This is a genomic window from Pseudoduganella danionis, assembly GCF_009720775.1.
In the GTDB taxonomy this organism is placed as follows: Bacteria; Pseudomonadota; Gammaproteobacteria; order Burkholderiales; family Burkholderiaceae_D; genus Rugamonas; species Rugamonas danionis.
In genome coordinates this window covers 268,310-290,566 of sequence record NZ_WNKW01000005.1, presented here as the reverse complement: position 1 = coordinate 290,566, position 22,257 = coordinate 268,310, and the positions used below count along the sequence as shown (strand labels likewise).

Annotated in this window: 22 protein-coding genes; 12 read left to right on the top strand and 10 right to left on the bottom strand. The window is 59.5% G+C overall.

From position 1 onward, the window contains the following. Positions 1 to 15: 15 nt before the first annotated feature. Positions 16 to 855 (bottom strand): ABC transporter substrate-binding protein, encoded by an 840-nt coding sequence (locus tag GM655_RS17830; protein WP_371866875.1) that lies wholly within the window; start codon positions 853 to 855, stop codon positions 16 to 18. Between the two features lie 229 nt (positions 856 to 1,084). On the opposite strand from GM655_RS17830, the gene GM655_RS17825 reads away from it, so the two are divergent. Next, complete coding sequence (locus GM655_RS17825) at positions 1,085 to 2,458, top strand: MATE family efflux transporter (RefSeq protein ID WP_229632623.1); 1,374 nt, start codon at positions 1,085 to 1,087, stop codon at positions 2,456 to 2,458. A 66-nt stretch (positions 2,459 to 2,524) separates the two neighbouring features. Here the strand turns inward: GM655_RS17825 and GM655_RS17820 are convergent, their stop codons facing one another. From GM655_RS17820 to GM655_RS17785, 8 genes are all read right to left on the bottom strand, one after another. Continuing rightward, on the bottom strand, positions 2,525 to 2,935 hold the full coding sequence (locus GM655_RS17820) for a type 2 periplasmic-binding domain-containing protein (protein WP_155436031.1): 411 nt from the start codon (positions 2,933 to 2,935) through the stop codon (positions 2,525 to 2,527). Between the two features lie 11 nt (positions 2,936 to 2,946). Beyond that, the gene (locus GM655_RS17815; RefSeq protein WP_155436030.1) at positions 2,947 to 4,149 is read right to left on the bottom strand and encodes a porin; all 1,203 of its coding nucleotides are present in this window, start codon (positions 4,147 to 4,149) and stop codon (positions 2,947 to 2,949) included. 296 nt (positions 4,150 to 4,445) lie between these two features. Further along, complete coding sequence (locus GM655_RS17810) at positions 4,446 to 8,030, bottom strand: CHASE domain-containing protein (protein WP_155436029.1); 3,585 nt, start codon at positions 8,028 to 8,030, stop codon at positions 4,446 to 4,448. Positions 8,031 to 8,123: 93 nt separating this feature from the next. After that, positions 8,124 to 9,335 carry a formate-dependent phosphoribosylglycinamide formyltransferase gene (purT, locus tag GM655_RS17805; RefSeq protein ID WP_155436028.1) on the bottom strand — a complete coding sequence of 404 codons (1,212 nt, stop codon included), beginning with the start codon at positions 9,333 to 9,335 and terminating at the stop codon, positions 8,124 to 8,126. 21 nt (positions 9,336 to 9,356) lie between these two features. Next, positions 9,357 to 10,100 carry a DUF481 domain-containing protein gene (locus GM655_RS17800; RefSeq protein WP_155436027.1) on the bottom strand — a complete coding sequence of 248 codons (744 nt, stop codon included), beginning with the start codon at positions 10,098 to 10,100 and terminating at the stop codon, positions 9,357 to 9,359. 72 nt (positions 10,101 to 10,172) lie between these two features. Beyond that, complete coding sequence (locus GM655_RS17795; protein ID WP_155436026.1) at positions 10,173 to 10,583, bottom strand: hypothetical protein; 411 nt, start codon at positions 10,581 to 10,583, stop codon at positions 10,173 to 10,175. Positions 10,584 to 10,624: 41 nt separating this feature from the next. Beyond that, positions 10,625 to 11,779, bottom strand: a complete 1,155-nt coding sequence (locus tag GM655_RS17790) for a hypothetical protein (RefSeq protein WP_155436025.1) — start codon at positions 11,777 to 11,779, stop codon at positions 10,625 to 10,627. Between the two features lie 129 nt (positions 11,780 to 11,908). Continuing rightward, entirely contained in the window at positions 11,909 to 12,367 is a 459-nt protein-coding gene (locus GM655_RS17785; protein ID WP_155436024.1) for an Lrp/AsnC family transcriptional regulator, read from the bottom strand. Between the two features lie 126 nt (positions 12,368 to 12,493). On the opposite strand from GM655_RS17785, the gene GM655_RS17780 reads away from it, so the two are divergent. The 6 genes from GM655_RS17780 (at position 12,494) to GM655_RS17755 (ending at position 16,797) form a co-directional block, all read left to right on the top strand. After that, positions 12,494 to 12,832 carry a hypothetical protein gene (locus GM655_RS17780; protein WP_196308799.1) on the top strand — a complete coding sequence of 113 codons (339 nt, stop codon included), beginning with the start codon at positions 12,494 to 12,496 and terminating at the stop codon, positions 12,830 to 12,832. Continuing rightward, on the top strand, positions 12,829 to 13,470 hold the full coding sequence (locus tag GM655_RS17775) for an FABP family protein (RefSeq protein ID WP_155436023.1): 642 nt from the start codon (positions 12,829 to 12,831) through the stop codon (positions 13,468 to 13,470). Before GM655_RS17780 ends, GM655_RS17775 begins: the two co-directional genes overlap by 4 nt. 70 nt (positions 13,471 to 13,540) lie before the next feature. Further along, positions 13,541 to 14,323: a DNA/RNA non-specific endonuclease gene (locus GM655_RS17770; protein ID WP_155436022.1), complete on the top strand. Its 783-nt coding sequence runs from the start codon at positions 13,541 to 13,543 to the stop codon at positions 14,321 to 14,323. Then, complete coding sequence (locus GM655_RS17765) at positions 14,320 to 14,586, top strand: hypothetical protein (RefSeq protein ID WP_155436021.1); 267 nt, start codon at positions 14,320 to 14,322, stop codon at positions 14,584 to 14,586. Before GM655_RS17770 ends, GM655_RS17765 begins: the two co-directional genes overlap by 4 nt. Beyond that, the gene (locus GM655_RS17760; RefSeq protein WP_229632622.1) at positions 14,583 to 15,029 is read left to right on the top strand and encodes a hypothetical protein; all 447 of its coding nucleotides are present in this window, start codon (positions 14,583 to 14,585) and stop codon (positions 15,027 to 15,029) included. Before GM655_RS17765 ends, GM655_RS17760 begins: the two co-directional genes overlap by 4 nt. Positions 15,030 to 15,144: 115 nt before the next feature. After that, positions 15,145 to 16,797 carry a DUF4214 domain-containing protein gene (locus GM655_RS17755; RefSeq protein ID WP_229632621.1) on the top strand — a complete coding sequence of 551 codons (1,653 nt, stop codon included), beginning with the start codon at positions 15,145 to 15,147 and terminating at the stop codon, positions 16,795 to 16,797. On the opposite strand, the gene GM655_RS17750 is transcribed toward GM655_RS17755, so the two are convergent. Further along, positions 16,794 to 17,789 (bottom strand): sensor domain-containing diguanylate cyclase, encoded by a 996-nt coding sequence (locus GM655_RS17750; RefSeq protein ID WP_196308798.1) that lies wholly within the window; start codon positions 17,787 to 17,789, stop codon positions 16,794 to 16,796. The genes GM655_RS17755 and GM655_RS17750 overlap by 4 nt on opposite strands. A gap of 142 nt (positions 17,790 to 17,931) precedes the next feature. Between GM655_RS17750 and queE the strand changes: the two genes are divergently transcribed. From queE to GM655_RS17725, 5 genes are all read left to right on the top strand, one after another. After that, the gene (gene queE, locus GM655_RS17745; RefSeq protein WP_371866874.1) at positions 17,932 to 18,567 is read left to right on the top strand and encodes a 7-carboxy-7-deazaguanine synthase; all 636 of its coding nucleotides are present in this window, start codon (positions 17,932 to 17,934) and stop codon (positions 18,565 to 18,567) included. A gap of 2 nt (positions 18,568 to 18,569) precedes the next feature. After that, positions 18,570 to 19,016, top strand: coding sequence for a 6-carboxytetrahydropterin synthase QueD (queD, locus tag GM655_RS17740; RefSeq protein ID WP_155436018.1), 447 nt, complete (start codon positions 18,570 to 18,572; stop codon positions 19,014 to 19,016). A gap of 4 nt (positions 19,017 to 19,020) precedes the next feature. After that, positions 19,021 to 19,533, top strand: coding sequence for a tRNA adenosine(34) deaminase TadA (gene tadA / locus GM655_RS17735; protein ID WP_155436017.1), 513 nt, complete (start codon positions 19,021 to 19,023; stop codon positions 19,531 to 19,533). A gap of 113 nt (positions 19,534 to 19,646) precedes the next feature. Continuing rightward, on the top strand, positions 19,647 to 20,573 hold the full coding sequence (ldcA, locus tag GM655_RS17730) for a muramoyltetrapeptide carboxypeptidase (protein ID WP_155436016.1): 927 nt from the start codon (positions 19,647 to 19,649) through the stop codon (positions 20,571 to 20,573). Between the two features lie 48 nt (positions 20,574 to 20,621). Then, complete coding sequence (locus GM655_RS17725) at positions 20,622 to 22,223, top strand: ABC-F family ATPase (protein ID WP_371866873.1); 1,602 nt, start codon at positions 20,622 to 20,624, stop codon at positions 22,221 to 22,223. The last annotated feature ends 34 nt before the right edge of the window (positions 22,224 to 22,257 follow it).

Below are 22,257 nucleotides of genomic sequence, written 5' to 3'. Positions count from 1 at the left end.
AAGGCGGCACGCAGCTTAGAGTTCAGGGAAGATTGCATCGAATTGCCTTTGTTGTGCTGTGCTCAGGTGCAGCCCGAGGTGGCTGGCGGTACGCGTATTGAGTGCACTGCTGAGCGCACGCAAGGGCGTCAGTCCGCGCCGTATGGTTTCGCCGTTTTGTAGCGCAGTGGCAAGCTGGGCTAGATCATGGCCCAGTTGTACATTATTCGGATACATGCCGAACAGCACGCCCTTCTTGACGTGCAGCACGCTGCTGGAAAACACGGGCAGGCTGCGGCTCCACGATTCCTTCAGTATCATGGGCAGTAGGGTGGTTTCTTCGACCGTGGTGCCATCCTGTGGCAGCCATAGTGCATCGCGCCGGCCATCGGCCGTGCTGAGCAGGGCTTCATAGGCGCGCGCCGCGCTGGCCAGATCCGTCGCCTCCAGTGCGGAAAAGTCCAGCCCCTGGGCGCGTGCCGCCTCGCGTGCCAACCGCAACTGGGCTTCGCTATTTTGCGGGTGGTAGACCACCATCACGCGTTTTACCCCGGGCAGGACGTTTCTGAGCAGACTGAACAGCAGGGCCGGATCAGGCATCATGCTGATGCCGTTAAGCTGCTCGCCTTCGGCACCGGGATTGACGCCGCCTATCACCACGGGCGTGCCAGCCTCTAGTGTGGCCGCCACTTTCATGCCTTGCCGACCCAGCGCGATGACGGCTTTGCTATTCTTCAGGCTGGCGCGCAATTCGCTGCCATCGGCTATCTGGCCCAGCGCAATGGCGCGCGGGCGGCTGCGGGTCTGCTCTTCCACCCCCTGCAGGATTTCGCTGACGACGCTGCGATAAGGTCCGTTCAGTTCCGGGTGCAGCACGGCCAGCGTTTGCCCGTGCGCCAGCCTGCCTGACAGGCATAGCAGCAAAACAGGAAGCAGGCGAAGGACGGCGGCAGGGGTCAAGGCGGCTTGCGGACTGGATAAAAGGATGCAGCAAGAGTGTACACTTTGCCAACCAAAAATCATCAATAGATATATTCTATGGTAGTTATGTAAGCGCTTCCACTTGCGTTACACTAGCGCTGCCTGCAACAAACTCATTGAATTCATGAACCGCTCCCGCCCCCCTCTGCGCATGCATGCGCTGGTCTGGCCTTTACTGGCAGAATTAGGCCTGGCCATGGCGATCAGCGTGGCGGGTACTGCGCTGGCCTCCCGAAGTTCGGATGCGGCCGGTGCGGCTTTTGCCATCGCCAGCCAGGTAACTGCCATGTTGTTCCTGCTGTTCCGCATCATCGGCGCCGGCGTCAGCGTGGTGGTAACGCAGAAGCTGGGCGCACGACAATATGATGCAGCGCAGAATGTGGCGCGTGCCGTGGTTGGTGCCAGTAGCTGGCTGGGCGGAATTTCGGCACTGGCCGGCTGGCTCGCAGCCGAACCCCTGTTGCGGCTGTTGAACACGCCGGCTGACGTGCTGCCACTGGCCGTGCCCTTGTTAAAGGCCCTGGCGCTGGCCATGTTGTTCGATGCCTGGAATGCTGCCATGGCCAGCGTGATGCGGGCCCATCTGCGCACGCGCGATACCTTGCTGGTGCTAGTGGCCATGCATGTCTGCCATCTGGCGCTGGCGCTGCCCCTGATGTTTGGCTGGGGCGGCTTACCGGCCATTGGGCTGCCCGGCTATGCACTGGCACTCACGCTGAGCCGCATGCTGGGCCTGGCGCTGCATCTGATCCTGTGGCAGCGCCAGCTGGGCATACGTCTGCACGCGCAGGACTGGTGGCGCTTGCCGCGGGCCGAACTGGCGGCCGTGCTGCACATCGGCCTGCCCGGGGCGGCGGAGAACATCGCTTGGCGGCTGGCTTTCATGGTCAGCGTGGCCACGGCAGCGGAACTGGGGGCGACGGCGCTGGCCACCCAGGCCTATGTACTGCAGGTGATGGCGGGCGTAATGATGTTCAGCATCGCCAGCGGTCTGACCGTGGAAATCATGGTGGGCTATCTGATCGGTGCAGGCCAGTTGCGTCAGGCGCATCAACTGGTCCAACGCATGTTACTACGTGGCGCGCTGGTCGCGCTGCTGATTGCTGCACTGGCGGCGCTGGCGGCCAGGCCGCTGCTGGGCTGGTTCAGCAATGACGAGCACATACTTGCGGGTGGCACCATCCTGCTGTGGCTGACGGTATTGCTGGAGCCGGGCCGCACTTTCAATCTGGTGGTGATCAATGCCTTGCGCGCAGCGGGCGATGCCCGTTTTCCTTTGCTGGCGGGCGCGCTGTCCATGCTGCTGGTACTGGCCGGCGGTAGCTGGCTGTTCGGGGTGGTGTTGGGCTGGGGCTTGCCCGGCGTGTGGCTCGCTTACGCCGCAGACGAATGGATACGCGGCCTGATCATGTGGCGCCGCTGGCAGGCGCTGGCGTGGGTGCCGCATGCACGCCATGCGCGCAAACAGCTAGTGCCACTGGTGGTAGTGGAAGGCTGAAGCGGCAGGCCAAACAACAACGCCCGGCTGAGCCGGGCGTTGGGGTAGTGCGCTCAGACTGCAAGCTTACTGTACCGTCAGTATCACCTTCACGGTATCGTCGACCTGCGACTTTTCAATGTAGCCGATGGCGCTGACGTCAGCCGCCACGGCTTTCTTCACCTCGGCACTGGAACCCAGTTCTTTCGGTGCCGTGGCTTTACCCGTGAACACCAGCTTGGACCAGATGGCTTTCACCTGGGTGGCATCCTTGTCCAGCACCTTTTTATAGAACTCGTTGCGCAGCGGGCCGTCCGTGTGCTCGATAGGAGTGAACAGGGTCGACTTGCCGAGGAAGAACTGGCCAGCCTGTTCGCTGAACATGCGCGTAGCCGGATTCTTGGGATTGACGATAACCACGATCTCGGCAGCAAACATTGGTGCAGCTGCCATACCGAGACCGAGCGCGAGCAGAACTTTTGCAATGGCCGTTTTCATAGAGGCTCTCCTTAGAATACGAAATCGATGCCGGCGGCATACACATTGACGCTCTTGCCTGCCAGTGCAGGTTTGGCATTGACGAAGTAGCCAGTGCCATCACGGGTGCTGATGTGATCGATCTGGAACTTGAACGCTGCCGACTTATAGAAGTCCCAGCGCACGCCGATGGCCGTGGTGGACTGCAGACCTGCCTGGATGGCGCCATTGGCAGCTGCCGTCAGGGCAGCCAGCGGACCCGTGGTTGGCAGACTGGCGAAGCTGCGGATGCTGTCCTGCTTGACGTCGCCGTGCATTACGTAAGGCAGGAATTTGCCCATGCGGTAGCCGGCCATCAGGTAGTAGGAGCTGGTGTCCTGGATGGCGCGGGTTTCCGTCTTGCGCTTGGCGTATTCGCCCTGCAGCACGATGTTGTTGTAATCCATGGAAATGCCGGCCGAAGTGAAGGTGCCATCGATATCGTGCAGCGGCAGTTCGGCCACAACCGAGGTCAGGCCGTATTTGTTCAGCGCCGCCAGCAGGGTATTCAGGTTGGCGTTGTCATACACATTGACCTTGGCTTTGGCGTGGCCCAGGCGATAGGTGAACGGGCCGTTTTCCAGTACCACCTGTGCCGACACGGCTGGCTTGAATTCCACATCGTAGTTGCTCGATGCGTGGAAGCGGGTGCGGCCTACTGCCAACTGCCCGGTTACCGTGGTGTCGCCGAAGCTGTGCTGATAGAGGATGTCGCCGCCATCGATATTGTCGGCCGTCACCTGACGATAGACTTCGTTCGGCGCGCGCATCATGATGTTGGCATAGCCCACATTGCGCACATCGGAAATCATGTAGACCGGCAGACCAATACGGCCCACGCGGAAGGAGATTTCATCGGTGGCCTTGTATTTGGCAAAAGCCCAGGCCATTTCGCCGCTGAACTGGTCGCTAGGACCGTTCTTGCGTACCAGACCCTGTGCCGTCAGCGACAGGTTGTCGCTCAGCTTGGCCGTCATCTGCAGGCCCAGATTCGAGTCCACGCCGGTGCGCGCGCTCTTGCCGGCGCCACCCACCTGATTGACGCGGTTGAACAGACCGTCATTGGTGTCTGTCATGGTCAGCGCGCCCGTGCCGAAGCCGCTGATGGTGATAGGCAGACTGTCGTCCGCGTGGGCTTGTGCAGCCAGTGCACCAAGTACGGCCAGTACCGTCAAGGCCAGTTTGGGTTGTTTCATTGTGATTTCCTCCCGTTGATCTCGTAGTGTTTTGTTCTGTGTTGTCTAGGACGCAGAGATAGTGTAAACCCTGGCGGTGAGTTTGTGTGAGAATCAGCGTGAAATGTGACATTTTTGTTGTGGATGGACAACAATATGCGCGGCCTCGGGGCGAAATATTCGCCAATTTCGCCAATTACGCGTTCAACGTGGCAGCTTTCAGCAAAAATTTTGATCTTGCGCACATGAGGGCGCTATGGTGAAGATGTAACAATTGAGCATTTCGCAATGCAAGTTACTGCAAGGCATCTGATGCCTCAGGCGGGGCGGCGTGGTGGCAGATTGCGCCGTATGGTGCGCAGCATCTGGTCGATATCGACCGGCTTGGCAATGAAATCGTTCATGCCGGAGGCGATGCATTGCTGCCGCTCCGATTGCATGACGCCGGCTGTCATGGCCAGCACGGGCAGGGACAGTTTGAGTTCCGAACGGATGCGCATGGTGGCTTCGAAACCATCCATTTCCGGCATCTGCACGTCCATCAGCACCAGATCGAAGCGCTGGCTATCGGTGCGCAGCAGGTCGAGCGCCGCGCGGCCGTTGTCGACGGTTTCCAGCGTGGCGCCCGCGTAGCTGAGCATGCTTTGCGCGACTAGCTGGTTGAGCGGATTGTCTTCCACCAGCAGCAGGCGCACGCCATCGATGCGCAGCGCGGCGACGGCGCCCAGATCGGCACTGGCTGCCGTGGTCGGGGTGTGGCGCAAGGTGGTACGCAAGGCTTCGTACAGACGGGCCGGCGTAACGGGCTTGAGCAGTGTCGCATTGGCCAGCTCGGCTTCACGATGATGCAGTAGCTGGCCTTGTCCATAGGCGCTGGTCAGCAGCACGATGGCAGGGCAATCGACAGGACGGGCTGCACGGATGGCTTGCATGGTGGCCAGTCCATCCATGCCGGGCAGATTCCAGGCTAGCAGGATGGCATCGAAACTGGCCTGGCCGCTGCCCAGCAACTGCAGCGCCTGCTCGCCGCTGCTGGCGTGGCTGCAGCGCCAGCCCAGGCTGGCGATATTGCGCCGCAGGTAGTCGGCTGCCAGTGCGTCGGCTTCGATCAGCAATACATGCTGGCTCGGCAGCGGTGCTTCGTCGACGGCGGCCGGCATGCCATAACGTAGCGGGATGCGCAGGGTGAACACGCTGCCCACGCCGGGAGTGCTGTCGACTTCGATTTCGCCACCCATCAGTGCGGCGATGCGGCGCGAAATCGCCAGCCCCAGTCCGGTGCCGCCGAAGCGCCGCGTCATTGATGCATCGGCTTGCGAGAACGGTGCGAACAGCAGGCTGCGCTGTTCCTGCGGAATGCCGATGCCGGTATCGCTGACGCTAAAGCGCAGCGTGACCGCTTCGCCACTGGCGCCGGCCCGTTCCACCAGCACGCAGACACGGCCTTTTTCCGTAAACTTGATGGCATTGCCAACCAGATTGACGAGGATTTGCTGCAGCCGGTGGCTATCACCGCACAGCGCCTGCGGCACGCCGGGATCGACGCCGATGGCCAGTTCCAGATTCTTTTCGCTGGCATTGACGGTCATGATGGTGGCCACGGCATCGAGCACGCTTTGCAGGCTGAACTGGACCGGCGCCAGCTCCATGCGGCCCGCCTCGATCTTGGATAGATCGAGCACATCGTTGAGGATGTTGAGCAGGGCTGTGCCGGAGCTGCCTATCATGTCCAGATATTTCTGCTGCTCGGCGGACAGGGTGGTGTTGTTGAGCAACTGGGTCATGCCCAGCACGGCATTGAGCGGGGTGCGGATTTCATGGCTCATGTTGGCAACGAATTCCGACTTGGCCCGGCTGGCCGCCTCTGCCAGATCCCTGGCCACGATCAGCGAAGCTTCCGATTCGCGCAGGGCGGCAGTCTTTTCTTCTGCCAGCGCGCTGGCATAGGTCTGGCGCGCCGTGAGTGCGCGCACCACGCCGAAGAACAGCAGGCTGATAATCACGCCTGCCAGCAGTACGATGTGCGACTTCTGCCGGTCTATGCTGTTTTCGAACGCGGGCAGCGAGGTCAAACGCAGGGTCCAGCGGTGGCGCAGCAAGTCCAGCGGCAGCAGGCGCTGATACGGATTCGGGTATTGTTCCAGCTCGGCCGGCAAGCGGCTTTCGCTCGCATACAGCAGATTGCCGGCTGCCGTGCTATCACCGTCGAACACTTCCAGCAGCAAGCCATTGTCCGCCGGACCCAGCAGGCCAGCCAGCATTTCCTCGGCCCGGATCGGGCTATAGGAAAAACCGTTGAGCGCGTCCATGCGCAGCGCGGCCGCGGCACGGCCACGCGGGAACTGGGCACGCTGGTGGTAAATGGGGAAATACATGAGGAAGCCGGGCTGGCCCTGGCCCGGGCCTTCCTGCACCAGCACGACCCGTCCCGTCAGCACGGGTTCGCCCAGCCGCGCGGCTTCCAGCATGGCTTGGCGGCGTATCGGTTCCGACATCATGTCATAGCCGAAGGCGCGCAGATTGGCACCGCTGGCCGGTTCCAGATACAGCACCACGCCGGCGGCAGGGCCGGGACTGGCGCCGGGCAGGCTCCAGATGTGGAAATCGCTGCGGTCGTGCAGACGGATTTGCGCTTCGACCTGCTCGCGCTGCTGGTGCGGTATCAGTGCGGCATAACCCAGCCCCAGCATGCCGGGCATGCTGTTGCGGATATCCAGCGCTTCAGTGAACGCCTGCCATTGCGCGCGCGTGGGTTCAGCCTCGACGCGGAACAGTGCGCGCGCGCCACGCAGTCCGGACGCATACAAGTCCATGCGTCGGCTGATGCGCTCGGCGATATCGGCGGCGCGCGCATCGAACTGGTCGCGTGCGCGCCGTTCCGTGCTCAGGGCTACCAACTGCCATACCACCACCGTCAGGGCGATGCCAGCCAGCAGCGTGGCCCAGTGGGCCGCGTTCTGGCCGCGCATGCGCTCCTGAGTACGGTGGCGTTCATAATCGTCGGCGCTCAGCACCATGCCGATCACACTGCACAGCACCACATAGCTGGCCAGCGCGATCAAGGCATCGTTGAGCGTGCCCACCGCGAACGGACCCAGTCCCCGTATGGTGCCCAGCACGGCGCCCGCGGCAATCAGCAGACAGCACAGGCTGGCACCGCGCTGGGAGTAGCGCTGGGCGGCCCAGGCCACACACAGGATCAGCAGGTAGGGCAGCCAGCCTTCGCCATCGCCGGCGCTGTACTGGCGCGCGAAGATGGCCGTAATCATGGCCAGCAACACCAGCACGGCCAGCGCTGCCTGCCAGCTCAGGCGGTAGGCGCCTTGCGCTGGACGCCATGCCAGCAGGGCAGGGGTGACCAGCAGCACGCCGGCCACATCGCCCACCCACCAGGTCAACATGACCGTGGGTAGTGCGGTCCAGCTAACCATGCCGCCCAGATACAGCACGCCGCTGCCGACTACGGCTGCCAGCACGCACATGAGCAGGCCGATCAGGGCAAATTTGTAGACATCCTGTAGCTGGGAAAATGGCTGGCGGCCGCAGGCATAGTAACGGGCCAGCCAGACGCCAGCGGCCGCTTCCAGCGTATTGCCGGCGCCTATCAGCAGCGAAATCAGGTTGGTGGACAGGTCGGGCGCCAGGCCGTTGCCGACGAAGGTGGCCAGATTGGCAAAGGTGGCGCCTATCAGGATGGCCGGCCAAACGCGGTAACCGAAGGCCAGCATGGCTGCAAAGGCGATACCGGAAGGCGGCCAGACGGGCGTGGCATTGCTATGTGCGAAGGCCAGTAGCAGGCTGGCGCGCGCGAACAGGAAATAGCATGCAGTCAGCGCCATCACCAGTGCCAGGTAGGGTAGTCTGGTGGTGGTGGAAGGCTGTGCATCGGGCATGGCTGTCATGGTGCTATCTCGTTGGCAAGCACTATACGCTGTTCGGCTGCTGCTGTGGCAGAAAGTGGATGCCGGCGGGCGCCGACATCCATGTCGCCAGTTTTATTCGGCGCGGCGCGGCTGCACCAGTGCTGCGGCCTGCTTGGCATGCTGGCGTGCCGTGTCCACATCGGCCGCGCTGGCCAGTGCCACGCCCATGCGCCGGCGCGCAAACGATTCCGGCTTGCCGAACAGGCGGATATCGCTGCCCGGCACGGCCAGCGCTGCCGCCACGCCTTCAAACGCGATGCCGACCGCGTCATGCTGGCCGTAGATCACGGCCGAAGCACCGGGCGTGCGCAGCGCCACATTCACGGGCAGGCCGAGGATGGCTTTGGCATGCAGCTCGAATTCGCTCTGCACTTGGGTAGCCATGGTGACCATGCCGGTATCGTGCGGGCGCGGGCTGACTTCGGAGAACCACACCATATCGCCTTTGACGAACAGCTCGACGCCGAACAGGCCCAGTCCGCCCAGATCGGCCGTAACTTTGGCGGCGATCTCGCGCGCCCGCTCCAGTGCCAGTGGCTGCATGGCGCAGGGCTGCCAGGATTCGACGTAATCGCCCTGCACCTGTACGTGGCCGATAGGATCGCAGAACTGGGTCTGGATCTGGCCATCGGCGCCTATGGAGCGCACCGTCAGCAGGGTGATCTCGTAGTCGAAATCAATAAAGCCTTCGACGATCACGCGGCCGGCGTCGACGCGGCTGCCGGCGGCGGCATAGTCCCAGGCGGCGGCAACTTCGGCCGCGCTATCGATCTTGGACTGGCCTTTGCCGGACGAGGACATGACGGGTTTGATGACGCAGGGGAAACCGATTTCCGCCGTGGCCGCCTGCAGTTCGGCCAGACTGCTGGCGAAACGGTAAGGCGAAGTGGCCAGGCCCAGCGTTTCCGCCGCCAGGCGGCGTATGCCTTCGCGGTTCATGGTCAGCTGGGCAGCACGGGCGGTGGGGATGCAGGTGATCTTGCCGGCCTGCTCGAGTGCCGCCAGCGTATCGGTGGCGATGGCTTCGATTTCCGGCACGACCAGATCCGGCTGCTCCTGTTCGATCAGGGCCGCCAGGGCCGCGCCATCGGCCATGTTGATGACATGGGCGCGGTGCGCCACTTGATGGCCCGGTGCATTCGGATAGCGGTCGACGGCGATCACTTCTACGCCCAGGCGCTGGAGCGCGATGATGACTTCTTTACCGAGTTCGCCAGAACCGAGCAGCATGACTTTGGTGGCGTTGGGTGCCAGTGGCGTGCCGAAAATGCGGGGAGTATTCATGGAATGAGGACTAGTAAAAAATCAGAACGAATAGACCAGGGTGACCGAGGTCTGGGTATCGGTATTGCGCTTATCCGCGGGTACATTGGTATCGTTGCGGATGCTGTAGGCGGCTTTCATCTGCATGGTGCCATTGATCTTGGTGCGCAGTGCTGTTTCGGCCTGCGAATGCACGTTCGAGGTACCGCGCTCGATAATGATGTTCTGCGACAGCTGGGCCGTGTCGCTGACTTTCCATTTGATGTTGGTTGCGCCGCGTATGGTCATGCCGCTTTCCGTTACGCTATTCGAGCGCGTGCCCTGAAAGTAGCCCGGACCGATTTCCACGTCCATATTGCTGCTCTCGGTGGCGTAGGCCTGAGTGCCGTAACCGACGCCCAGCGTGGAGTAGCGGGTGTATGCACCGAAGCGGTCGTCCACATGGGTAGCTAGCGCGAATAGCCGGTTGTGGTCTTCCAGCAGCTTGAATGCCGCCTTGGCCGACAATGAATAGCGCTGGGCCGAGCGCTGGCGTACCCGCTCGCCGCTGGCCTGCTTGATTTCTTCATCCTTGAAGTAGGCTGCCAGGATGTATTCATTGCTCCAGTTGCGCAGTTCCTGATGGGCGTCCAGTTTGCCCGTCACGGAATTACCGACCGTGTTACCGGAAGTGGATATGGCGCCCAGCTCGGCAGAGTTGTTCCAGCCCAGAGGAGGCGCGTTGTCCGCTGTAGCGCTGAAGGCGCTGAACAGCAGCAGGATGGGGAAGATTTTTTTTGCGTTCATGCCACCATTGTAACCGAGACAAGCGCGCTGGCGGCACGGCTGGCTGTGCAGGACAGCCAGCCGGCGCCAAGGTTAAGGCAGGGTGAGGATGACTTTGACGCTATCGTCAACGGCCGATTTTTCGATATAGCCGATGGCATTGATATCGTTGGCGATGGCTTTTTTTACTTCGGCCGTGGAATGCAGCTCGGCTGGCATCACGCCTTTGCCCGTGAAGATGATCTTGGCCCAGGCCGCTTTGACCTGAGAAATATCCTTGCCGGCCAGACGCTGGTAGAAATCCGTACGGATCTGCGACTTTTCCGCCTGGTCGAGCGGCACGAACATGGTCGATTTCCCCAGGAAGAACTGCGACGCCTGTTCGGAGAACATGCGCGTGGCCGGGTTTTTCGGATTGACCACGACCACAATTTCCGCCGCCGCAGCGAGGCCCGTCAGCATACAGGTGCTGACCAGCGCCAGCTTGATGAATAACTTCTGCATAAAACACTCCCTTATAGTCTGTTTATTATTGTCGGATCCGATCAGAACACCATTTGCCACGAAGCGGACAGCAAATTGGCGTCGCCCGTGAATTGGAATTTCGATTTGTCCTTGACTTTGTCGAACTGCACTTTCAACGCTTGCGATGTAGCGAAGTCCCAGCGATAAGTGAGCGAAGTAGTGTTATGTTTTTCCGTGCCGGTTGGCCAGTAAGCGGAATGCTCGGCGAATTGAGAATACGATAACATGACCGAATGCTGGTCGAATTTATAACCGCCGGAATAAGACTGGACTATAAAGCTGTTTTTAACAGAGGGACGGTCGATATAATTGATTTCGCTGCGCATCAGCCAGTTTTTATAATCCATATTGAAGGACAGGCCATAAAATGCCTGACCGACATCATTAATTAACTGACCATTCGCCCCCGACATGGCGGGACTGCGTACACCATTAATCACCGAATAACGTTCCACCACCGTGTGCATATATACGCCGCGCAGGCTGAATATATCGTTGCTGGCATCCAGATAAGCACCGATCATCTTGTTCCACGATTCGTCGATGCGGCTGGAGTAGTACAGATTACCGAGCATCTGGTTATCGTTACTCTTGCGCTTGCCGACCCAGACGTTGCCCGTATATGTCCAGTCACCCGCCGTGTTGGTGTACAGCAAGTTGGCGCCGTCATACGAGTAGATCTGCCAGGCGTACAAGTCTTGCGACGGACGCAGCCACGGGTAGGCATAGCCCACGTACATGTAGTCGGAGTAGTAGTACAGTGGCAGGCGCTTGCGGCCGGCCTGCAGCGTCAGGTTTTCGTTGATGCGGTAGCTGCCGTAGGCCCAGTCTGCATTGACCGAGCTGTCAGCGCCGCGCGCTACCACCTGCACTGTGGCGGACAGATCAGGCGAGAATTTGAAATTGCCCTGCAGACCAGCCAGCGATTCAGGCTGGACCTGAGTCTTGTGGTATTCATACATGCCGACATATTCATAATTGCCAGTAAAGCAAGGGCATTTGTAGCTATAACCGGGCTGGGCATTTATCTGATACGGTACATTGCCATCGCTACTGCCGCTGAGCACGCGGCCCACCGTCAACTGGGCAAAACCACTAAAACTGCTTTCTACCGCCAGGGCGCCGGATGAAATAATCGATAAGGTTGTTAATGCCGCAATCTGATTAAATCGCATTGTGTTCCCCTTTTTGTTAAATATTCTGTTTTTTTAATCTACTATTGAAGAAATAGCGGGGCAAGCAAAATGGCGAAAGTGTGGCTTTTAGGTATTACGCGCTTATTAATGTTGAATAAATTCACCAAACTATGGTTCGACAGAAACACTGTGTTTTAAACAACGCAAAACAAAGGTGGAACGGCTGTGTTTTAAGCCCGGCAGTTTATATAGTTTGCGGCGCAGGAATTCTTCATAACCGGCGGTGCCGGCCACGGCCACCTTGATCAGATAGTCATATTCTCCCGTCAGTAAATAAGCCTCTATCACTTCCGGCAGCTCGGCCAGCGCCTGGCCGAATTTCTCGAAAATATCGTCGTCATGCCGGTCCAGCGTGACTTCGATGATGACTGTATCGGGGTAGCCCAGCGCTTTCTGGCTCAGCAGGGCGGTGTAGCCTTCTATCATTCCTGCCTCTTCCAGCGCGCGTACCCGGTTCCAGCAAGGCGTGGTGGACAGGCCGACCAGCTCGGCCAGACGGGTATTGCTGAGGCGGCCGTCGCGGCGCAAGGCACGCAGAATTTTGCGGTCTATTTCGTCGATTTCCATCTGTCCGATCCTTGAAAGATTTATCTTCTGCCTATTCTAGCTTGGATAGGTGATTCTTCTGTGTATTTCACCAATTTGCATATACTATGGAAGCCTATTCCGTAAGATTGCGGATATTCTGGCTGTATGAAAAATACTCAGGCCAATTTCCGTTTCTGCATCGAAGACGATGCCCCTATCGCTACACTGGAAGCCGTGCTGGCCATCGTCCGACGACTTGATCTGGATCTACGCAGCTTGCGCAGCCATGCCATTGCGGGCGGACTGGAAGTGCAGCTCAGGCTGGCCGCTACAGACGAGGATGGCCTGACGCTATGCCGTATGCGCTTGAATAATGTGGTGGGCATACTGGCGGTGCGCGTATTGCCAGTCGCGGCGGCCGCTACACCGCTAGCGACGACTTATGCTTATTCGGCAATTCCGCCATACAATAGTGCTCATCAGCATAGACAGGAATCCGTATGAGCGAGTTTTCAAACGATATCTACACCGAGCCGGAAGGCTACGACCGCAGTACTCTGAATAATCTGGGACCGCTAGCCCGCATGGCCGGTATCTGGACAGGCGAGCGCGGCCTCGATATCAAGCCCAAGGCGGACGGGCCGCGCAAGCAGGCTTACGTGGAGCGCATCGAGTTGCAACCGATCGACCCTGTGACCAACGGGCCGCAGCTATTCTATGGTTTGCGCTATCTGATCATCGTCAATAAGCCGGACCAGCCCAAGACTTACCACGAGCAGGTGGGTTACTGGCTGTGGGAACCGGCTACCAGCACGGTAATCCAGACGCTGGCCATTCCGCGTGGCCAGATCGCCATGGCGGCCGGCGTGGTGGCAGCCGATGCGCGCGAGTTCGAACTGATCGCCCTGCGCGAATCGGAAACCTATGGCATACGCTCGAATCCCTTCCTCGAACATGGCTTCAAGACCGTGGAATACCGCATCAAGGTGAGCTTCCACGACGATGGCAGCTGGTCCTACGAGGAAGACACCGTGATGCTGATCCGTGGCCAGAGCGAACCGTTCCACCATCTTGATCGAAATCACTTGCACAAGGTGGCCGAGCCCACACCGAATCCCCAAGTCACGGGCAGGCCCGCCTGAGTATGTGCCGCCCTGTGCGGGCGGCTATCTGTCCGCTAGAATGCCTGTTTCATATTTCTACGGATAAAAGATGGGTGTGATTCAACGTAGTATGCTGGCCGTGCTGCTGGCGGCCGGTGTCTGTGCGGGGGCAGTGGCGGGCAGTTGTCCTGCCCATTATGTGGACGGGCGCCTGCCGGAAATCCAGAATCCGCGCATGCAGGCCGGTACGGCCGAGCTTTGCTACGATGAGTTCGGCGTCATGCACTCCGGTATCACCCGCACCCCGCTGTGGTCGGCGGAGCATCTGACGGCCGAGCAACTGCAGTCGGCCAAGACCCTGTCCCGAGAAAACTCCTTCCATGCTGAAACCCGGCTGCCGCCCAGTGCGCGTGCCGAGCTGTCCGACTACGCGCGCAGCGGCTATGATCGAGGTCATATGGCGCCCAACGGTGACATGCCGGACCGCGCCAGCCAGCACCAGAGCTTTACACTGGCAAATATGGTGCCGCAGGAAGGCGAAAACAACCGCCATCTGTGGGCCGGCATCGAAGCGGTGGTGCGCAAGCAAGCGCTCAAGGAAGGCGAACTGTATGTGCTGACGGGCCCGGTGTTTCTCGGTGCAAATTTGCAAAAGATCGGCAATGTGCTGGTGCCTAGCCACCTGTACAAGGTAGTCTATAGCCCGCGTCAGCGTGCTGGTGCGGCTTTTTTTGTGGAAAATCGCGCCACCAGCGACTATGAACTGATGAGTATTGCGCAACTCGAGGCGCGCATAGGCATCAATTTGCTGCCCAGTCTGGGTGCTGCGCAAAAGGAGACAGTTTTGCGTTTGCCAAATGTAAAGCTGCGTAAATCGAGAGGTGGAAAATGAAACAATCGCGCCCATTCCTACCCTATGCCAATGAAGCCGATGTGCGCCATATCGGCCGGCTGTGCATAGAGAACCGGCTGGACCGTATCACCATTAGCGGCGATCTGGACCTGACGGCAGACCAGCTTGGACTGGCCGATGCGCGCGCTTTGCAGCAACTGCTAAACGATGTGGTGGCGGCGCTGGAAAGCCGTACGCTGCCTGCCATGCTGCCGCCGGCCGCCGTGAATACTGTTGCCAACCCATTTGGAGATACTGCATGAGTGCTTATCAAGGCGCTTTAATGAGCGAAGGCCAGATACAGGCCATAGGCCAGGGCCTGCTTGACTGCAGTCTGCCCAAGCAGCAATGGACCCATGCAGCCCACTTGGCCGCTGCCTTGTGGCTGGTGGTGGCGCGGCCCGATATCGACGCGCCGGTTGCCATGCCGGGCATAATCCGCGCCTACAATCTGGCTTGCGGTGTCGCTAACACCGATACGGGTGGCTACCATGAAACCATTACCCAGGCTTCGCTGCGCGCCGTGTCCGATTATGTGCGCCAGCAGCCGGCTGATACTGGCCTGGCAGCGCTGTGCACTGGCCTGCTGGCCTCGCCCATCGGCGACAAGCACTGGCCGCTCAAGTACTGGAGCAGCGACTGCCTGTTCTCGACCGACGCACGGCGAAACTGGGTAGAACCCGATCTGCAGGCGTTGCCGTTCTAATGCTAGGATGGTGGCAATTTCTTTGTGTTTCGACTGATCAGCCATGGCTTTTTTTGCAACAGGTAACAATTCGATAGATTCGCTGGTCTTTAGCAGTTGGGCGAAGCGGCCCGGTATGGCCGTTACGCTCACCTATAGCTTCATGACCGTGGCGCCTAGCGATGGCAGCATAGACGATGTGCGCGGATTTGCGCCGCTCACTACCGCCCAGCAAGCGGCTGCCCGCGCCGAAATGGCCGTCTGGGCAGCGGTCGCCAATATCACCTTTACCGAAGTCGCGTCGGGCGGTGACATCCAGCTAGGCTCCAACGATCAGGGTAATCAGAGTAGTGGCTACGCTTATCTGCCGAATGGCGGTGATCCTACCTATCTGTTCCTGAATAATACGGACTCGTCCAATAGCCGTTACGGCGATGGCACATTCGGTACATCGGTGCTGATTCATGAACTGGGACACACGTTGGGTCTCAAGCACCCTGGCAGTTATGATTCGACGGGCGGCAGTATCGATGGCCCGTTTCTGCCTACGGTGACCGATAATATCGAATATACCCAGATGTCGTATAACAACGGCGCTGGTTTCAGTCTCAATCATAAATATGGCATTACCCCCATGCTGTATGACATACAGGCGATCCAGTACCTGTATGGCGCCAACATGACCTACCATACAGGGGCCGATACCTACAGTTTTAGCACCGATGCGGCGATGCAGTGCATCTGGGATGCCGGTGGTAGCGATACGTTTGATTTCACTGCCTGCACGGGGGCGGTGGTGATTAATCTCAAGGCTGGCAGCTTCAGTTCGACGGCGCCTGGCTATAACAATATTTCGATCGCCTATAACGTCACGATAGAGAAGGCTCAGGCCGGTTCGGGCGGCTCCACCATTTATGCTAATGACGCGGGCAATATCCTGATGGGGGGCAGTGGTGCCGATACGTTCTATGGCGGCGCCGGCAGCGACACCATTAGCGGCGGCGCCGGTACGGATACCATGGTGTTTGCCCGCAGCTACAATCAGTATCTGCTGAATGGTAGTAGTGCCAGTCTGCAGGTCAGCGGCGACGGCACGGATATGCTGAGCGGCATCGAACAATTGAAATTCTCTGACCGGACCATAGACCTGAGTCAGATCAGCCAGATTGTGAATGGCAGCGCGGCCAATGACAAGCTGGTGCTGGGCGCAGGGAGTGAACTGGTCAATGCGGGCGCCGGTTTCGATACGGCCAGTTTCGCCAAGGCGCGCGCCAGTTATACGGTCAGCGGCAGCGGCAACGAATTCGTGGTGACGGACTCGGCGGGCGGGACCCAGGACGTGCTGAGTAATGTGGAACGTTTGTTCTTCGTCAGCGGCAATGCGGTGGCGCTCGATATCGGCGACCACCAGATCGGCGGCGAGGCTTACCGCCTGTATCAGGCTGCGTTCAATCGTGCACCGGATCTCGGTGGTCTGGGCTACTGGATTCGTGCGCTGGAAAATGGCTATAGCCTGACGCAGGTGGCGAATTATCTGATGACCAGCGTAGAGTTTATCAACGCCTATGGCAGCAACCTCAACACGCACGATTTCGTTTCACAGATCTATCAGAACGTGTTGCACCGCACACCCGATGCCGTCGGGCTGGCGTTTTACGAGAACAACATCAATATCGGCGCTGCCAACCGGGCCGAGGTCTTGTCTGCGATCTCGGAATCGGCCGAGAATCAGGCTGGCGTGATCGGTTCCATTGTCAACGGTTTCGACTACATCGTTTACACCGGTTAAGTAGCCTCCGGTTCAGGCAAGCTGATGCGGTTGCGGCCCATGTGCTTGGCGCGGTACAGCGCGGAATCGGCAGTGGCCACCAGCAGGCCCGGATCGCTGCCCGGTGCGGCAAATGCCGTCGCTGCACCTATGCTGACCGTGACCACATGCTGCAGACTGCCGAGATTGGGTAGGTGCAGTTGTTCCACTCGGCAGCGGATGCGTTCGGCCACGATGGCCGCGCCTTTTAGCGACTGGTTGGGCAGGATGACGGCAAATTCTTCACCGCCATAGCGCGCCACCAGATCGTTGGTGCGCATTTCGCAGGCCACGGCGCCAGCGATGCGCTGCAGACATTCATCGCCACCGAGGTGGCCGTAGGCGTCGTTGTACTGCTTGAAGTTGTCGACATCCACCATCAGCAGTGACAGCGGCTGGTTCTGGCGCAGCGCGCGCGCCCATTCCGCATTGAGCGTATCGTCGAAGCAGCGCCGGTTGGCCAGCCCCGTCAGGCCATCGCGGGTGGCAAGCTGTTCCAGTGCGGCTTGCGCACGTTTTTCGTCCGTGACGTCGCGCAGGGTTTCGGCCACGGCCACCAGCTGGCCGGCACTGTCATGGATAGGGCTGGCGTCGGCCACCAGATAGCGGCGCCGGCCCAGGCGCGGCATATCGCACCAGTTCTCCGCGCACAGGCCGCTATCGGTATCGGCGCGGCGGACCTGTGGGCTGTGCTCGAGCGCAGCGGCGCTACTGCGGTGCTCGACCACCAGATCGGCCAGCGTGGGGCGTTGCTCGTGGTAGAAGCTCTTCCAGTGATCGCGCGTGCCCAGCACCTCCCACGCTTCCACGCCCGTCAGGCGCTCGCAGGCGCGGTTCCAGATGATGACCTTGCCTTGCAGATCGAGTACAAAAGTCGGCACCACCAGCAGTTCCATCAGTTTCAGGGCGAAGCTATGCTGGGCGTCGGCGGCGGGATATTCCATCACATGCTGGATTTTAGGCGGCGTGGACATGGGCTACTCTTCCTTGTTTGTGCATGGAGACAACATATCGTGATTGCCTTGGAGTAGCATTGTGGAAAGTCAACTTTTTCACTGGCTAGTGCGCTGCGTACAGGATGGGATATAATTGAGGGTTGTCCTTTCAGGAACTGCCGTGACTTACAGCATCAAAGAGATTTTTTACACGCTGCAAGGCGAGGGCGCCCATGCGGGCCGGCCTGCCGTGTTCTGCCGCTTTTCCGGCTGCAATCTGTGGACTGGCCGCGAGCAGGACCGCGCCCAGGCCATCTGCCAGTTTTGCGATACGGATTTTGTCGGCACGGACGGCGAAGGTGGTGGCAAGTTCACCACGCCGGCCGAACTGGCGGCGACCATCAATGCGCTCTGGCCGGTCAGCTATACGGCCATCAAATACGTGGTGTTCACGGGCGGCGAGCCGCTGCTGCAACTGGATGGCCCACTGATCGAGGCCATGCATGCGCACGGTTTTACCATCGCCATCGAGACCAATGGCACGCTGCCGGTACCGGCAGGGGTGGACTGGATCTGCGTGAGCCCGAAAATGGGTTCGACGCTGGCTGTCAGCAAAGGCAATGAAATCAAGGTGGTGATACCGCAGACGGGACAAGACCTGAGCGCCTACGAAGGACTCGATTTCGAGCACTATTTCGTGCAGGCCATGGATGGTCCTCTGGCTGAATTCAACACCCGTCTGGCGATCGAGACCTGCAAGCGCAACCCCAAGTGGAAGCTGAGCTTGCAAACACATAAACTTTTACAGATACCCTAATCATGCTGACCATTACCCGCAAACTGGAATTCGATGCCGGCCACCGGATTCCCGACCATAAAAGCCAGTGCCGCAATCTGCACGGCCACCGCTACACTCTGGAAATCACCCTGACGGGCGAGATCATCAGCGCCGAAGGCAATTCCGATAACGGCATGATCATGGACTTCTCCGATATCAAGGCGCTGGCCAAGGAGCATCTGGTCGATGTGTGGGATCACGCCTTCATCGTCTACGAAAAAGATGCGGCCGTGCGCGAGTTCCTCGCTACGCTGCCGGGCCATAAGACCGTGGTGATCGACCGTATTCCTACCGTCGAGAATCTGGCCCATGTCGCTTTCGCCATCCTCAAGGCGGCTTATAAAGACCGCTTTGGCACCGGCCTGCACCTGCACAAGCTGGTGCTGCACGAAACGCCGAACTGCTGGGCCGAAATTACGGAGGCCTAAGTCTATGGCAGACCAGGATTTTATGCGGCTGGCGCTGGAACAGGCGCAGTACGCGTGGGATCTGGGCGAAGTGCCGGTCGGGGCGGTAGTCGTCAAAGATGGCGAGGTGATCGCCTGCGGTTACAACCAGCCCATAGGCAAACATGACCCTAGCGCCCACGCGGAAATTGTCGCGCTGCGCGCTGCTGCCGCCAAGCTGGGCAACTACCGTCTGCCCGGCTGTGAACTTTACGTTACGCTGGAACCTTGTTTGATGTGTTCGGGTGCCATGATGCATGCGCGCTTGTCGCGCGTGGTGTTCGGCGCCAGCGACCCGAAAACGGGCGTGTGCGGCTCGCTGATGAATCTATTCGAGCATAACCAGCTCAATCATCACACCAGCGTTGCCGGCGGTGTGCTGGGCGAGCAGTGTGGCGCCATGCTCAAAAGCTTTTTCGCGGCGCGGCGTGCCGCCGCCAGTGCCGCACGCCGCGCGGCCAGTGATGCCCTCGCCGCACCGGACGCAGAGGCCGGCTAGACTGCCCGGGAAGCTGGGCGCCAACTTGCCCGTCTCAAGGGCTGCGCGGTAAGATGGTGGCGTTTTTGTAACGCTGATTTACAGCGCATTCCCACTCTCTGCGGCAGAACCAATTGACTACTCTTCCTTTCGGCATGGCTATTGCCGCCACCGGCGGCTATGCGCCGGATTATCCCGCTGTCGAAGCGGGCATAGCACGCCTGCGCCAGCAGGGCTTTCTGATCCATAATTACTACCAGCATGAGGCGCGCCACCAGCGCTTTGCCGGCACGGATGAAGCGCGGCTGGCGCAACTGTATGCAGCGGCCGAGGATCCCGAGGTCGAGGTGGTACTGGCCTTGCGCGGTTCCTATGGCATGAGCCGGCTGCTGCCCCATATCGATTTCGAGCGTCTGGCTGACAGCGGCAAACTGTTCGTCGGCTATAGCGATTTCACTGCCTTCCAGATGGCTTATATGAAGCAGACTGGTTGCATCAGTTTCGCTGGCCCCATGTTCTGCGGCGATTATGCGCGCGAGACGCTGGTCGGCTACACCATGCAGCAATTCCACAACTGCCTGCGCGGGCCGCTGCATCAGGTGCTCGGCGAAGTGGCAGAAGAGGGCAGCGACAATCCTGTGGTTGATGTGCGCGGCCAGCTATGGGGTGGCAATCTGGCCATGCTGGTCAGCTTGCTGGGTACGCCGTATTTCGCGGCCCAGCCTGACGGCATCCTGTTCCTCGAAGATATCAGCGAACATCCTTACCGCATCGAGCGCATGGTGCTGCAGCTGTATTACGCGGGGGCGCTGGCCGGCCAGCAGGCGCTGATGCTCGGTGATTTCTCCGGTTACAAGCTGAGCCCCTATGATAACGGCTACGATTTCGAAGCCATGCTGGCCTATCTGCGTTCCGTGCTGCCGCTACCTGTGCTGACCGGGTTGCCGTTCGGCCACATCGAGCGGCGCGCCACCCTGCCTTACGGCGCCATGGCCCACCTGCGCTCGACAGCGCGCACACTGGAGCTCACGCTCAGCGAATACCCGACCTTGCGCGGCTAATGGTAAAATGCCCGGTTAATTCAATTCACTGCTTTAAAGGTCTTCCTCGTGCTCTCCACAGCCAATATCACCATGCAATTCGGCGCCAAGCCGCTGTTCGAAAACATTTCCGTTAAATTCGGTGATGGCAACCGTTACGGTCTGATCGGCGCGAACGGCTGCGGCAAGTCCACCTTCATGAAAATCCTCGGTGGCGATCTGGAACCGTCTTCCGGTAACGTGATGCTGGATGTGAACGAGCGCCTCGGTAAGCTGCGTCAGGATCAGTTTGCTTACGAAGAAATGCGCGTGCTGGACGTGGTCATGATGGGCCACACGGAAATGTGGGCCGCGATGGCCGAGCGCGATGCGATTTATGCGAATCCGGAAGCCACTGACGACGATTACATGAAGGCGGCCGAACTGGAAGGCAAAGTCTCGGAATACGACGGCTACACGGCCGAAGCCCGTGCCGGCGAACTGCTGCTGGGCGTAGGTATTACCATCGATCTGCATCAGGGCCCGATGAGCAATGTGTCGCCGGGCTGGAAGCTGCGCGTGCTGCTGGCACAGGCGCTGTTCTCGAATCCGGACATTCTGCTGCTGGACGAGCCGACCAATAACCTGGACATTAACACGATCCGCTGGCTGGAAGATGTGCTGAACGAGCGCAACTCCACCATGATCATCATTTCCCACGATCGTCACTTCCTGAATCAGGTCTGCACCCACGTGGCCGACATGGACTACGGCACGCTGAAGATCTATCCGGGCAACTACGATGACTACATGCTGGCATCGACCCAGGCGCGTAACCAGCAACTGGCCAACAATGCCAAGGCTAAAGAGAAAGTGGCCGAACTGCAGGACTTCGTACGTCGCTTCTCGGCCAACAAGTCGAAAGCCCGTCAGGCCACTTCGCGCGCCAAGATGATAGACAAGATCAAGGTCGAGGACATCAAGCCATCCTCGCGTGCCTATCCATTCGTGCGCTTCGAAGGCGAGAAGAAACTGCACCGTCTGGCTGTGGAAGTGGAAGGCATCGCCAAGAAATACGACCGCCAGTTGTTCAATAACTTCAGCATCATGGTCGAAGCAGGCGAACGCATCGCCATCATCGGTGCCAACGGCGCCGGTAAGACCACCATGCTGCGCTGTATCGGCGGCCAGGACATCACCGGTCTGCAGGCCGATCACGGTCTGGTGAAATGGGCCGAGAATGCCAACGTGGGCTATATGCCGCAAGACCCGACGGAAGATTTTGCCACCGATATCAACCTCACCGACTGGATGGGCAAGTGGACCAAGGAAGGCGACGACGATCAGGCCGTGCGCTCGATCCTGGGCCGCTTGTTGTTCGGCGGCGACGAAGTGAAGAAATCCGTCAAAGTGCTGTCCGGTGGTGAGAAGGGCCGCATGATGTACGGCAAGCTGATGCTGGGTCGTCACAACGTGCTGCTGTTGGACGAACCGACCAACCACATGGACATGGAATCGATCGAATCGCTCAACATCGCGCTGGAAAAATACGCGGGCACCCTGATCTTCGTATCGCACGATCGCGAGTTCGTTTCCTCGCTGGCGAACCGGATTATCGAAATCAAGGAAAATGAAGTGATCGACTTCCGCGGCAACTACGAAGAGTACCTGAGCAGTCAGGGCATCAACTAAGCCGGGCCAGCGCATCATCAGACCAAGTTCAAGC